Annotated in this window: 12 protein-coding genes and 1 pseudogene; 7 read left to right on the top strand and 6 right to left on the bottom strand. The window is 50.5% G+C overall.

Annotated elements, in window-relative coordinates; genetic code table 11:
- The first annotated feature begins 96 nt into the window (after nt 1-96).
- Both POTG_RS23295 and POTG_RS16645 read left to right on the top strand, forming a co-directional pair.
- Nucleotides 97-315: a helix-turn-helix domain-containing protein gene (locus POTG_RS23295; protein WP_009226010.1), complete on the top strand. Its 219-nt coding sequence runs from the start codon at nt 97-99 to the stop codon at nt 313-315.
- A gap of 98 nt (nt 316-413) precedes the next feature.
- Complete coding sequence (locus tag POTG_RS16645; protein ID WP_009226009.1) at nt 414-917, top strand: GNAT family N-acetyltransferase; 504 nt, start codon at nt 414-416, stop codon at nt 915-917.
- Between the two features lie 27 nt (nt 918-944).
- Here POTG_RS16645 and POTG_RS16640 read toward each other — a convergent pair whose 3' ends face one another.
- A complete protein-coding gene (locus tag POTG_RS16640) occupies nt 945-2,516 on the bottom strand; it encodes a carbohydrate-binding protein (protein WP_009226008.1) in 1,572 nt (523 codons plus the stop codon).
- A gap of 473 nt (nt 2,517-2,989) precedes the next feature.
- Between POTG_RS16640 and POTG_RS16635 the strand changes: the two genes are divergently transcribed.
- The gene (locus tag POTG_RS16635) at nt 2,990-5,149 is read left to right on the top strand and encodes an alpha-amylase family glycosyl hydrolase (RefSeq protein WP_009226007.1); all 2,160 of its coding nucleotides are present in this window, start codon (nt 2,990-2,992) and stop codon (nt 5,147-5,149) included.
- 61 nt (nt 5,150-5,210) lie between these two features.
- On the opposite strand, the gene POTG_RS16630 is transcribed toward POTG_RS16635, so the two are convergent.
- Entirely contained in the window at nt 5,211-5,564 is a 354-nt protein-coding gene (locus POTG_RS16630; protein WP_009226006.1) for a winged helix-turn-helix transcriptional regulator, read from the bottom strand.
- 131 nt (nt 5,565-5,695) lie between these two features.
- Here POTG_RS16630 and POTG_RS16625 point away from each other — a divergent pair.
- The 3 genes and pseudogenes from POTG_RS16625 (at nt 5,696) to POTG_RS16615 (ending at nt 8,130) form a co-directional block, all read left to right on the top strand.
- Nucleotides 5,696-6,762: pseudogene (locus POTG_RS16625) on the top strand (LLM class flavin-dependent oxidoreductase).
- Nucleotides 6,763-6,767: 5 nt separating this feature from the next.
- Entirely contained in the window at nt 6,768-7,325 is a 558-nt protein-coding gene (locus POTG_RS16620) for an NADPH-dependent FMN reductase (protein WP_009226004.1), read from the top strand.
- 79 nt (nt 7,326-7,404) lie between these two features.
- Nucleotides 7,405-8,130 (top strand): type II toxin-antitoxin system prevent-host-death family antitoxin, encoded by a 726-nt coding sequence (locus POTG_RS16615; RefSeq protein ID WP_009226003.1) that lies wholly within the window; start codon nt 7,405-7,407, stop codon nt 8,128-8,130.
- Nucleotides 8,131-8,182: 52 nt separating this feature from the next.
- Here the strand turns inward: POTG_RS16615 and sstT are convergent, their stop codons facing one another.
- Nucleotides 8,183-9,424 carry a serine/threonine transporter SstT gene (gene sstT, locus POTG_RS16610; RefSeq protein WP_009226002.1) on the bottom strand — a complete coding sequence of 414 codons (1,242 nt, stop codon included), beginning with the start codon at nt 9,422-9,424 and terminating at the stop codon, nt 8,183-8,185.
- Between the two features lie 103 nt (nt 9,425-9,527).
- On the bottom strand, nt 9,528-10,667 hold the full coding sequence (locus POTG_RS16605) for an NAD(P)/FAD-dependent oxidoreductase (protein ID WP_009226001.1): 1,140 nt from the start codon (nt 10,665-10,667) through the stop codon (nt 9,528-9,530).
- Between the two features lie 99 nt (nt 10,668-10,766).
- Between POTG_RS16605 and POTG_RS16600 the strand changes: the two genes are divergently transcribed.
- Complete coding sequence (locus POTG_RS16600) at nt 10,767-11,078, top strand: YbjQ family protein (protein WP_009226000.1); 312 nt, start codon at nt 10,767-10,769, stop codon at nt 11,076-11,078.
- Between the two features lie 85 nt (nt 11,079-11,163).
- Here POTG_RS16600 and POTG_RS16595 read toward each other — a convergent pair whose 3' ends face one another.
- Together POTG_RS16595 and asd are read right to left on the bottom strand one after the other, a co-directional pair.
- Complete coding sequence (locus tag POTG_RS16595; protein ID WP_009225999.1) at nt 11,164-11,622, bottom strand: GNAT family N-acetyltransferase; 459 nt, start codon at nt 11,620-11,622, stop codon at nt 11,164-11,166.
- Between the two features lie 32 nt (nt 11,623-11,654).
- Complete coding sequence (asd, locus tag POTG_RS16590; protein WP_009225998.1) at nt 11,655-12,740, bottom strand: aspartate-semialdehyde dehydrogenase; 1,086 nt, start codon at nt 12,738-12,740, stop codon at nt 11,655-11,657.
- Nucleotides 12,741-12,782: the final 42 nt, after the last annotated feature.

The following is a 12,782-nucleotide window of genomic DNA, read 5'->3' as shown; positions in this document are numbered from 1 at the left end:
GAAATATTTGGTATATGAATAGATTTTATGCGAAAAATGCATAAATCTCAATATGCAATTTTCGCATAGAGTAAACTTAGCATGGGTGATATATGAATGTATAAGAGGATAAGGGATTTAAGAGTAGATAGAGATTTGACACAGCAGCAATTAGCTGAGCATTTAAACATTTCACAAGCAACCTATTCGCGGTACGAAAACGGGAACTTGGATGTTCCGAGCTCTGTATTGATTAAGTTAGCCAATTTCTACAACGTTAGTATTGATTACATTCTGGGTCAAACAAACAACTCAAAGCGTTCTAATGAAAAATAACTATGTACTCGTGAATACCGCTTTTAATACTCTGATGCTGCACTTACGCAAGAGATTTTTGAGCCTGTATTACCAAACCCACACCCCGAGGTGAACCCATGATTACAATCAGACCGCTGCAACCCCATGAGTTCGATTTCTTCACGGATATGCACTACGAGTCGATTCATATCCCTCAGGGGAAGCCGCCGAAGGATGAGCTATTGAATGCGCCGCATCTGAAGAAGTATCACGAAGGTTGGGGGCGAAAAGGAGACCGAGCTTTCGTCGCCGTGAAGGACGATCAACTTGCGGGGGCGGTATGGTATAGACTGTTCGACGAAACGAATCCAGGGTATGGCTACGTCGATAACGAGACGCCGGAACTCGGGATCGCTATACATCCGGATTTTCGAGGGATGGGAATCGGGAGGATTTTAATGAATGAAATCATCAAGCAAGCAGCGCTTGACGGATACCGTTCGCTGTCCCTAAGCGTTGACCCAACCAATACTCCTGCCGTGGAACTCTATCAGAAATTAGGCTTTACCTACTTTGGGATCTCCGGAACCTCCTGGACAATGAAACTTGATATAGATCCAAAAACGAAACCCACGCCTTAATCCAAGACGTGGGTTTCTCTTGCTCCCTTATTTCAACTTCCACAAAGCAGGCACATTCGCAGGCTCCCATCCCGGAAGAGACGTATGGGCTTGAATGCAGATATAAATGCTTCCGTTGTAGGATACTTGGTCGTTGACGTTATAGGATACCCAAGGTTGCCAAGGTTGGGCTTCGCCCGGAGAGTCGGACGGCGCGGTTGTCCCTTGGACAATAGCTCCTGAGGAGACGTTGCCGGCAGCATCTTTCGCTGTGACGGTAAAAATATACGTCGTGTTCGGTGACAATCCGCTAATGGTTGCCGTGGTATTCGTCGCATTCACGCTGCTGGAACCATAGGAGATGGTATAACCAACAACGCCCACATTATCAGTGGAAGCCGCCCACTCCAGAGTAATACTGTTTGGCGTAACCGCGGTGACCCGAAGCTGAGTTGGGGCGGTTGGCGGCGTTGTGTCGGGAGTTGGATTGGGGTCCGGATCTGGACCTGGCCCTGGGTTCGTCCCCAAATTGTCTAAATACGCACGATGAGACCGAGAAAATTCAAAGTTCGCCGCCTTGTCCCAGTTGATCGACCAGGTCATCAACCCTTTAAAGCCGGGATAACCTTGCGGTTGACGTAAGGTATAGCTTCCGCCAAACGATTGGCCTTTAATCAGGTAATCCAATGCCTTGTGTACATTAGCTGGCGTCGTATAACCTCCCCCCGCCGCCGCTTGCGTCGCCGGAAGGCCGATGAGCAGTTGGTCCGGGCGAAGAGCCGGAAACTTATAGTTCGCATTACCGCCGACATTAAATCCTTGCAGCAACATTTCAGCCATAGCCACTTGGAAGTCTGCCGTACCTTGAACGTAAGTCCTGCCGTCTAGAGCGGTCATCGGACCGGAGTTATAATGCTGCACATGGAGATAATCCAGTTGATCCCGGACGGCGTAAATGACCGGCAGATAAGCGCCCCAAGGACCGCCATAGGCTACATAACCGCCCTGAACATAAGCCGTCTCCGGCGCCATGGTTAACATGAAGTCCGGACCATAGCTGTTCAAAATTTCACGTACAGCGGAAATCAAATTCAGGATTCTCGGCGTCGTCGGATTTCGAAAATCCACATCTCCCCCGTTTAAGGATAAAGAGCTTCCTTCAAGATCAATGTCCAGCCCGTTAAAACCGTAAGTATCGATAATACTCTTCATCGTCTGAACAAAAGTTTGCCGCGCTTGCTCCGTAGACAGGTCCACGGTTCCATTGGCGCCGCCCACGGAAATGAGGACCTTTTTGCCCTTCCCTTGCAGCTCACGGATATCCGCCTTGAAGTCGTTGACGGAAGCATTATACGGCGTAAATGCCATATTCCCGCTGGTGGGTCCTCCAATCGGTTCAGCGAACGCAACCTGAATGACATCAAAATCCGGTGAAACATCCCGCAGCCGAATATTCGTAGAACCGTTATCGAAATTATGCCAATATCCTACGAGTATTCGCTCTCCTGCTGCTCCAACCTGCTTGCCGTCAACATACGCTAAGATTGAAAGCAGCGGAACTACGAGAGCTAAGGCAAGCAACCAAATCTTTGTCCTCCATAAAAATCTGGCCTGAACCATAAATCTTCCTCCTTCGCTTGAATCGTCAATCTCCCAAATACCATAAAATGTGAGATTGCAATAGATATCTTATTTAACATATTCATCCATATTTCCTGCTAGATTTTGTATATTTTTTATAGATTTTGAGAATGAATAGACTTAAGACTTTGAGGATTGCGGCGAAACGAGGAAAATAAGAGAGAAAACCTAGGATTTGACAGTTTTGGCGCCTTGATATAATATGAAATTACATCCTTATTTTGCCATCTATGATGACATAAGGATGGTAGTTGATCCCACAATTTGAGGGCGCTGCTTTCCTGATCCTCCCTATCAGGAACAACCCCGTAATCTTCAGATGAAGATTGCGGGGTTCTTTGTTTTTTAGCGGCGGGAAAGGAGGAACCGAACGATCCTACAGCGGTTGGCTTGAAGTTCAAATGATGTCTATGTTCAGAACAGTAGAATAAGCTGGAAAGGTGGTTTGATCTATGAAACCGTTTTTAAAAAAATCTATTATCACACTGCTTGCTTCCACCTGTCTCTTTACAGCATGGCTCATCCCCTCAATCGCCGTACCTACGGTAAGCGCCGCTCCCGATACGTCGGTTCTTAACAAACAGGGCTTCTCAACCGATGTAATCTATCAAATCGTGACCGACCGCTTCGCGGATGGAGATCCTTCCAACAATCCATCCGGCGCGGCCTATTCTCCCGGCTGTACGAATCTGAAGCTTTATTGCGGGGGAGACTGGCGGGGAATCATTAACAAGATTAACGAGGGTTATTTTGCCGGAATGGGTGTAAGCGCCTTATGGATCTCTCAACCGGTCGAAAATATTTACAGCGTCATCGACTACTCCGGTGTCAACAGCACATCCTATCACGGGTATTGGGCTCGCGACTTCAAACGGACGAATCCGGCGTTTGGCAGCATGAGCGATTTTCAGGAGCTCATCAACACGGCACATGCCCACAATATCAAGATCATTATTGATTTCGCACCTAACCACACCTCCCCTGCTTCGGAGACACAACCTTCCTTCGCCGAGAACGGTCGGCTGTACGATAATGGCAACCTGATCGCTGGGTACACGGGGGACACCAACGGAATTTTCCATCATAATCAGGGCACGAATTTCTCCTCGCTCGAGGATGGCATCTATCGGAATCTTTATGATCTGGCCGACATCAATCACCACAACAACGTAACGGATACTTACTTCAAGGACGCGATTAAGCTCTGGCTGAATATGGGGATCGATGGCATCCGGGTGGATGCGGTGAAGCATATGCCGGAGGGCTGGCAGAAAAACTGGGTCGCTTCGATCGCAGGGTATAAACCGGTGTTTACCTTTGGGGAATGGTTCCTTGGCGTTGGCGAAAATGATCCGAACAACATCCGATTCGCCAATGAATCCGGGATGAGTCTGCTCGACTTCCAATTTGGGCAAAAGGTCCGGCAGGTCTTCCGCGACAATTCAGATAATATGTACGGTTTAAATAACATGCTAACCACAACAGCAGCTAACTACAAACATATTCATGACCAAGTCACGTTTATCGACAACCATGATATGGATCGTTTTAAGCTGGGTAATAATGACCGTCGCTTGGAGCAAGCGTTGGCCTTCACGCTGATGTCACGCGGCGTTCCGGCCATCTATTACGGGACGGAGCAATATATGACGGGTAACGGGGATCCGGCCAACCGTGGTTTTATGAGTGGATTTTCAACTTCAACCACCGCCTATCAGGTCATCGGCAAGCTGGCACCGCTTCGCAAATCGAATCCGGCACTGGCATATGGAAGTACGCAGGAACGCTGGATCAATAATGATGTATTTATCTTCGAGCGTAAGTTCGGCAGCAGCGTAGCGCTAGTCGCAATTAACCGCAGCACAACCAACGCCACCTCGATCACCGGCTTGCAGACCTCCCTTACGGCCGGTACTTACGCAGACGAGTTGAGCGGACTGCTTAACGGCGGCAGTATTACGGTAAGTTCCACGGGAGCCGTCTCCGCCTTTAACCTGCCTGCAGGGGCCGTCGCCGTATGGCAATTTGCAGCGAACGAGTCCGCACCGGTGATTGGCAATATCGGAACGGACCTGGGCAAAGCAGGCACGACGCTGACGATTGATGGCCGAGGCTTTGGCAGTACGAAAGGGACGGTCTTCTTTGGCACGACGGCAGTCACCGGCAGCCAGATTTTGCAGTGGGAAGATTCCCAGATCCAAGTGACGGTTCCGGCAATCACCCCAGGGCAATATAACATCAAAGTCCGCAGCGCTTCCTCCGTAGACAGCAACAGCTACAGCAGCTTTAACCTGCTGACAGGGGATCAAGTCTCGGTCCGTTTCATCATCAACAATGCCAACACACAATTAGGCGAAAATGTCTACCTTACAGGCAACATCGCCGAACTTGGCAACTGGGATCCGAACAAAGCGATGGGTCCGTTCTTTAATCAGATCATCAGGACGTATCCGACCTGGTACTACGATGTTAGCGTGCCAGCCGGAACAACCTTGGAGTTCAAGTTTATTAAAAAGAACGGGACAGCCGTGACCTGGGAAGGCGGCGCGAACCACAGCTTCACAACGCCAACGAGCGGTGTCGGCACGGTTGAGGTCAACTGGCAGCCATAAGAAGCATTGAAAACGAGCAGCCTTGGATCATTCCTTGGCTGCTCGTTCTTTATCTGCTCATTTATTTCTCTTCAATTACCTGCCGATGGTTCTCCTCCTTCCGCTGCACATGGCTTACCCCCCAACTGTGCATTGCGTCTAGAAGCGGCTCCAGACTTCTTCCACACTCCGTAATCGAATACTCTACACGGGGCGGAACCTCGGGATAGACGATCCGTTCGATGATTCCCTCTTCCTCCAATTCACGCAGCTTCTGAGTCAGCATTTTTTGTGAAATGTCTGGCAGCTTGCGCTTTAAGTCGCTGAATCTTTTCGTGCCTTCTTGCAGTAACACCAACAAAATCACCGGCTTCCACTTTCCCACCAAAATTTCCAAAGCGTCACCGACGCGACAAAGCTCAGGTATCTTCTCCATAGCACAACCTCCTTGGTTTCTTATAAGTAACTATACCACTAAAAAGTGCGTACTTACTATATTTTCGTAAGCAAATTATAATTAGTGCATAGACAACATCTACATCACCAAAAAACAAGGGGTGAATTTTCGTGAACCAATACCGTATTGATCCCAGCAAAGGCCTGGAGTTTGGCATATACACCTTGGGCGATCATTTGCCCGATCCGAATAATGGACAACGAATTTCAGCCCAAGAACGAATTCGGCAAATCATCGAGTACGCCAAGCTTGCTGAGCAAGCGGGACTGGACTTTTTCAGTGTCGGAGAAAGCCACCAGGAATATTTCGCAACCCAAGCGCACACAGTGGTGCTTGCCGCTATTGCTCAAGCCACGAGCAAAATCAAGCTCGGCAGCACCTCCACCATCATTAGCACTTCGGATCCGGTGCGCGTGTATGAAGATTTTTCCACGATCGACCTCATCTCGGGCGGCCGGTAGAAATCGTGGCAGGGCGCGCCTCCAGAGTTGGACTATTTGATTTGTTAGGTTACGATGTTCACGATTACGAGGAATTATTCGAAGAGAAATTCGATCTTCTGCGGTTGATCAATGAACAACAGATCGTCAACTGGAGCGGAGAGTTTCGCGCCCCATTACGAAATGCCAAGATCATCCCTCGTCCGCAAAGCGGCTCCCTGCCGATTTGGCGAGCGGTTGGGGGAAGTCCGGCCAGCGCGATTAAAGCCGGTTACGCCGGCGTTCCGATGGTAATGGCGCATTTGGGTGGTCCTGCTTCCGCCTTTAAACGGACGGTGGATATGTATCGGGAAGCCGCCAGAGAGGCGGGACACAACCCGGACGAGCTGCCCATCGCCACTGCAGGCTTTTTCTACGCAGCCGAAACCTCGCAACAGGCACTACAGGAGCTGTATCCTTACATCAACGAGGGCATGAAGAAAACGAATGGACAAGGCTTCCATCGGCAACTCTTCATGCAAGGCGGCGACCCGCATCACATCATCAATGCCGGCAGCCCTCAACAGATCATCGAGAAAATCCTGTATCAACATGAATTGTTCGGACATCAGCGTTATGTCGCCCAAATCGATTTTGGCGGTATGCCGTTTGATCAGATCAAACGGAACCTCGAACTGATCGGCACGGAAATCTTGCCAGCCATCCGCAAATACAACGAAAAAATCCGAAGGAGGTAAATAAGATGAAAGTCGTAGGATTATCAGGCACCATCGTAGGCTCCAAAACCAGAACAGCCGTTGATTACACACTTAAAACGATAGCGGACAAGTACCCCGGTACGGAAACGACGCTGATCGATCTGGCTGAGTATCAAGTTCAATTTAGCGACGGTCGTAACTTCTTGGATTATGAAGGCGATACTGGAATGATCACGAGAGCGATCATGGACACCGACGTCCTAGTCATCGGAACTCCGATATTCCAGGCTTCGATTCCGGGAACGCTAAAGAACATTTTCGATCTGCTTCCGCAATATGCTCTTAAAGACAAGGTGGTCAGTATCGTGGCTACCGCAGGCTCTTCCCGCCACTTCCTCGTTCCTGAACAGCAACTTAAACCGATACTAACTTATTTGAAGGCACAATTAGTGCAGAACTATGTGTTTATCGAGGAACAAGATTTCTACCGCAAAGAGATTGTGAACGACGACGTTAAATTCCGGATTGAGCGTTTAGCCGAGGATACCCTGATGTTGGCGGAAACCTATGCACAAATCCGAGAGGTTACTTATGTCGAGTAAATATAGCTAACTTGTATTGATTACCGACGCTGAATTAGCTAATATAATACTAAACATTAGCTAATTCGAGGTGAAGATCATGCGGGTATCTTCAACGGACATGCAGAACAATTTCGGTAAATATTTAAAGTTTGCGGAAGTTGGCGAGGAAATTATCGTTACACGAAACGGGAAGGACGTAGCTAAATTAAACGCGATCGCCGAAGCAAGTGAGTCTGTACTGAGGGAGAGAGCAGCGAGCTATCACGCCGGAGGAGAATGGGTATCTTACCAAGATTTCCTTGAGCTGACGGAGACATCGGAACAACGTTACGAATTGATCGATGGTGTCGTGTATAATCTTGCCTCTCCCTCTTTCAATCATCAACTAGCCGTAACTGAACTCCATGGCACGTTTTATACTTGGTTTAAAGGCAAGCCATGTACGCCTCTAACCTCCCCATTGGATATCACGTTGGAGAAAGAGGAGAATAACATTTGTGTCGTACAACCCGATCTCGTGGTCATTTGCGATAAAGATCGAATCGACGCCAACGGTAAATATATGGGAACTCCCCAACTGGTCGTTGAAGTGTTGTCCCCTTCCACGCGGAGTAAGGACATGATCAAGAAGCTGGACTTGTATAGCGTATGTGGAGTTAAGGAATACTGGATTGTAGATCCGATGAAAAAAATCGTGATGGTCTACTCACTAGCAGACGGCGACATTACGGATATGACCGTATTTTCGAATACGGGGGATGTGCAGGTGACTTCGCAGCTCTACCCAGGCTTGCAAGTCTTGATCCCGGATTTGTTTGCGTAAATTTAAAGCGCATGAAAAAGGCTGACGAGTCATCGCCAGCCTTTATTGATATTTAATCCAGGCTTGCCGTGTTTGCCAGCGGAAGCGCCTCTTCCTTGCGTTTCTTGGCATACTCTGCTGTAGCTGTAAACAGCACGTCGGAGGAAGAATTCAGCGCCGTTTCGCATGAATCCTGCACGACCCCGATAATAAAACCTACCCCTACAACTTGCATCGCGATGTCATTCGAAATTCCGAACAAGCTGCATGCCAGAGGAATCAGCAACAACGAACCGCCGGCCACACCGGAAGCGCCAGCTGCGGAGATCGCCGACAATACGCTGAGGATCACCGCCGTACCGAAGTCCACCTGGATGCCTAATGTGTTGACGGCCGCCAGCGTCAGGACCGAAATCGTAACCGCCGCACCCGCCATATTGATCGTCGCTCCCAATGGGATGGATACCGAATAAGTATCCTTATTCAGTCCCAATTTTTCGCTGAGACGCATATTCACAGGGATATTCGCCGCCGAGCTGCGGGTGAAGAACGCCGTGATTCCACTCTCTTTCAAACAAGTGAACACGAGCGGATACGGATTACGGCGAATATTGATGTAGACGATCAGCGGATTGACGATCAACGCGATAAACAGCATGCAACCCACCAAGACAACTAACAGCTTCCCGTAATCCAGCAACGAGTCAAGTCCGCTTACCGTAATGGACTCAAACACGAGCCCCAGAATCCCGAACGGTGCCAATTGAATTACCCACTTGACGATTTGCGAAACGGCGTCGGAGGCTTGCGTGAGCAGGCTTTTGGTCTGATCTCCCGCGCCTTTCAACGCTAAACCAAGCAGGATCGCCCAAGCCAAAATGCCGATATAATTGGCATTCATCAAGGCATTAACTGGATTATCCACCACATTTAGCAGCAGCCCTTTAAGAACTTCGACGATTCCTCCTGGCGGAGTTAAGCCTTCGGTTGCCCCTGCCAAGGACAAGCTGACTGGAAATAGGAAACAGGCGGCCACGGCGCTTGCTCCAGCCAAAAACGTACTGATTCCGTACAACACAAGAATCGACTTCATGTTCGTTTGCCGCCCTTTTTGATGGTTCGCGATCGCGGCCATCACCAGCAGCAGCACCAGAACTGGCGCCACAGCCTTTAATGCGGATACGAACAGCGTTCCCAGAAGCGCGATGCCGCTGGCTTGTGGTACGATCAACGCCAGGAGGATCCCCACCACCAAGCCTACAAGAATTCGCTTCACAAGACTCATTTCATTCCATTTCAGTATGATTGCCTTCATGTTTCTCCCCCGTATGTTTAGGATGTCGCATCAATGCATAGCGATAGTATACCACGCATTACGGACATCTGTCCTCCTGGTGGAAACATTTGTGCAATACTTTTCACAGATTGTTAGCAGTTGCGGGAGCAATGGCCAGCTCAAGACGGTAGTTCTCCAATTGGATTTCCGTCTCTCGTCCTAACATGATTTGGGCCAGCTGCGCGCCGATATACGGTCCCATCGTTAATCCCGAAGACCCTAGACCGTTAGCCGCATAGATCCCCTTCCATCCAGGCAACGCTCCGAAGACCGGGAGAAATCCCGGTGTGAACGGACGAAACCCAACTCTCGCTTCCAAAAAGCCGCCGTCCGCTAGTCCCGGCGCCACCGTCAGCGCCTTGTTGATCACCTCTTGCAAGCCGCCCGCCGTCACGCGGGTGTCATAGCCGGGCGGATCGTTTTCGTGTGTTGCGCCAATCACGATCCGGCTGTCGTCGAACGCCAGGATGTACTGATCTCCCGGCGGCATCACGACAGGCCAACGCTCGGTTGCAGCGTCTGGCAGCGCCAAATGAACGATCTGGGCTTTCTGGTAAGTCACCTGGAAGTCCAAGCCCAGCGGAGTGAGTAGTTGACGCGCCCATGCCCCGGCGCAAACGGCAACCGCATCGGCGCCAATCTCTTCCGTGCCAACACGCACGCCAGCCACGGCCGAGCCGTCATGCAAAAGCGAAGCCTCGCCGCGGACCAACACCGCCCCATGCCGAACCGCTGCCCTCAGGAGCGATTCGCGGAGCGCACGTCCGTCGACGCGGGCGGCACCGCTCACATACAGAGCGTAGAACCCCTCATCCAGCGGCGGGAACCGCCGCTTCACTTCGTCCGGTTCGAGCAATCGAATCTCGCCCATCTCCGGGGCTTCTCGTCTACGCTCCACCGCCAGCTTCTCCAAGGCAACAAGCTTTTCGCGTTCCCGATGGAGGCGAAGTGCTCCCACGCGAGCATAACCCGTATCGCGCTCTCCTTCCGCCTCCAGTTCCTTGATCAGGGACTCGTAATAATGCGCGCCTGATTTGGCCAAGCTATACCAAGCTTTATTTCGCCGTTGCGAGATCCACGGACAAATAATTCCGGCCGCAGCGTCGGTCGCTTGTCCCGGTATCCCGCGGTCAACGACCGTCACCTCGGCTCCCAGCTTCGCTAACTGATATGCTGTTGAGGCACCGAGAATCCCGGAGCCGATTACAATCATCTTTTTCACGTTATAGCCTCCCTTGCATCCATTATAGTTTAAGTTGAAACCATCATGGCATACCTGCGTAACAACCAATATGGCTCTAAAAATAAGGAGGACTCACATATGATTATGACCACCACCCCATCCATTGAAGGATCGCCGGTAATACGTTACCTCGGAATCGTTACCGGAGAAGTCATCATGGGCGCTAACGTCGTTCGCGATTTTCTAGCTTCGATCACCGATATCGTAGGCGGCCGTTCCGGAGCTTACGAGAACAAGCTTCAGGAAGCCAGAGACACCGCCTTTGCAGAAATGTCTGACCAAGCTGCACGTCTCGGCGCAAACGCCATTATCGGTGTCGATATCGATTATGAGGTCATTCGCGAAGGCATGCTGATGGTATCCGTCAGCGGAACCGCCGTCGTCGTATAAATCTTTCTCGTTTATCCTCGGATAAAAAGCCAAAAACCCGCAACAATGCGGGTTTTTGTGTTTCTTTTGAGATGGTCCATCTTGGTTATAAAGATTTAGTCATAAATACGCTGTTCGGATCCTCGATATAGTCCGCAAAGGGACCGCAAAACGTAAACCCAAAGCTTTCGTACAATTTACGGGCCGGAGCAAAAGCCTCCATCGAACCCGTCTCTAAGCTGATCCGCCGATAACCGCGCCGCGCGGCTTCTTCAAGAATATGCGCCAGCACTTGCTTGGCAACGCCTTTCCCCCGGTGCGGCAGAGCGGTTCGCATCGATTTGACCTCACCGTGCTCGCGGTTCAGTTCCTTAAGTGCACCGCATCCCGCGAGCTCGCCTTCGATCCAAGCGCTCCAGAACGTGACGTCCGGCTGCTTCAATCCGTCTATATTTAACGCGTGGATGCTTTCGGGTGGAGAGGTTTCCGCCATGTTCGCTAGATGCTCGCCAATAAATGCTCTGATTTCAGGTCCGCTTAAATCATCCAATTTGATGGTTAACAACCGGCCCCCTCCCTGCCCCGTACAAACTCTCTTTACTTCGCTTGAATGTATCCTTCTGCTTTCAGCAGTTCAGCAATCAACACCGCACCGCCTGCGGCTCCGCGCAGTGTATTGTGCGACAGGCCAACGAACTTATAGTCGTACAGCGAATCTTCGCGCAGACGTCCGACGGAAACCCCCATCCCTTGCTCAATGTCGCGATCGAGCTTGGTTTGTGGACGATTTTCTTCTTCAAAATACGTGATGAATTGCTTTGGAGCGCTTGGCAGCCCCAGCTCTTGCGGACGGCCTTTGAATTGCGCCCAGCGCTGCAGGATTTCTTCCTTCGACGGCTTCTTCTTAAATGATACGAATACGGTAGCCAAGTGACCGTCCGTCACCGGAACGCGGATGCACTGAGTTGTGATAATTGGAGAACTTGCTTTGACGATCTGTCCGCCCTCCACATGCCCCCAAATACGTAGCGGCTCCTGCTCGCTCTTCTCTTCCTCGCCGCCGATATAAGGAATCACGTTATCCAGCATTTCCGGCCAATCGGTAAAGTTCTTACCTGCCCCGGAAATCGCCTGATACGTCGATGCCACAACGGTCGTCGGTTCAAAATCAAGCAAAGCGTTTAACGCCGGCACATAGCTCTGGATCGAGCAATTTGGCTTCACAGCAATGAATCCGGTGTTCGTGCCAAGGCGTTTGCGTTGGGCTGCGATCACTTCGATATGCTGCGGGTTCACTTCTGGAATCACCATCGGCACGTCCGGTGTCCAGCGGTGCGCCGAGTTATTGGAGATGACCGGAGTGCCGGTTTTCGCATAGGCTTCCTCCAACGCTTGGATTTCCGCCTTCTTCATATCCACTGCGCAGAACACGAAGTCCACGTTCGCCGTAACTTCCTCAACCTTGGCCGCATCCTGTACGACGATGGATTTCACGGCTTCAGGCATCGGCGTAGCCATTTTCCAACGTCCTTGGACGGACTCTTCATAGGTTTTGCCTGCGGAATTGGCGCTGGCTGCAATCGCAGTAACCTCAAACCAAGGATGTTGATCCAGCAGCTGTACGAAGCGTTGCCCTACCATTCCTGTTCCACCAACGATGCCTACTTTCAACTTTTGACCCATTTCTAACATCCAGTCCTTTCCCTGTGAGTATTGGAATTATCG

Source organism: Paenibacillus sp. oral taxon 786 str. D14 (assembly GCF_000159955.1).
Taxonomy (GTDB): Bacteria; Bacillota; Bacilli; order Paenibacillales; family Paenibacillaceae; genus Fontibacillus; species Fontibacillus phoenicis.
Note: the sequence above shows the minus strand (reverse complement) of the source record. Positions and strands in the feature narration are given on the sequence as shown.

Bases quoted from the DNA above. Each gene is read 5' to 3' on its own strand.
- POTG_RS23295 (WP_009226010.1), top strand. From the start codon at position 97: ATGTATAAGAGGATAAGGGATTTAAGAGTAGATAGAGATTTGACACAG.
- POTG_RS16645 (WP_009226009.1), top strand. From the start codon at position 414: ATGATTACAATCAGACCGCTGCAACCCCATGAGTTCGATTTCTTCACG.
- POTG_RS16640 (WP_009226008.1), bottom strand. From the start codon at position 2,516: ATGGTTCAGGCCAGATTTTTATGGAGGACAAAGATTTGGTTGCTTGCC.
- POTG_RS16635 (WP_009226007.1), top strand. From the start codon at position 2,990: ATGAAACCGTTTTTAAAAAAATCTATTATCACACTGCTTGCTTCCACC.
- POTG_RS16630 (WP_009226006.1), bottom strand. From the start codon at position 5,564: ATGGAGAAGATACCTGAGCTTTGTCGCGTCGGTGACGCTTTGGAAATT.
- POTG_RS16620 (WP_009226004.1), top strand. From the start codon at position 6,768: ATGAAAGTCGTAGGATTATCAGGCACCATCGTAGGCTCCAAAACCAGA.
- POTG_RS16615 (WP_009226003.1), top strand. From the start codon at position 7,405: ATGCGGGTATCTTCAACGGACATGCAGAACAATTTCGGTAAATATTTA.
- sstT (WP_009226002.1), bottom strand. From the start codon at position 9,424: ATGAAGGCAATCATACTGAAATGGAATGAAATGAGTCTTGTGAAGCGA.
- POTG_RS16600 (WP_009226000.1), top strand. From the start codon at position 10,767: ATGATTATGACCACCACCCCATCCATTGAAGGATCGCCGGTAATACGT.
- asd (WP_009225998.1), bottom strand. From the start codon at position 12,740: ATGGGTCAAAAGTTGAAAGTAGGCATCGTTGGTGGAACAGGAATGGTA.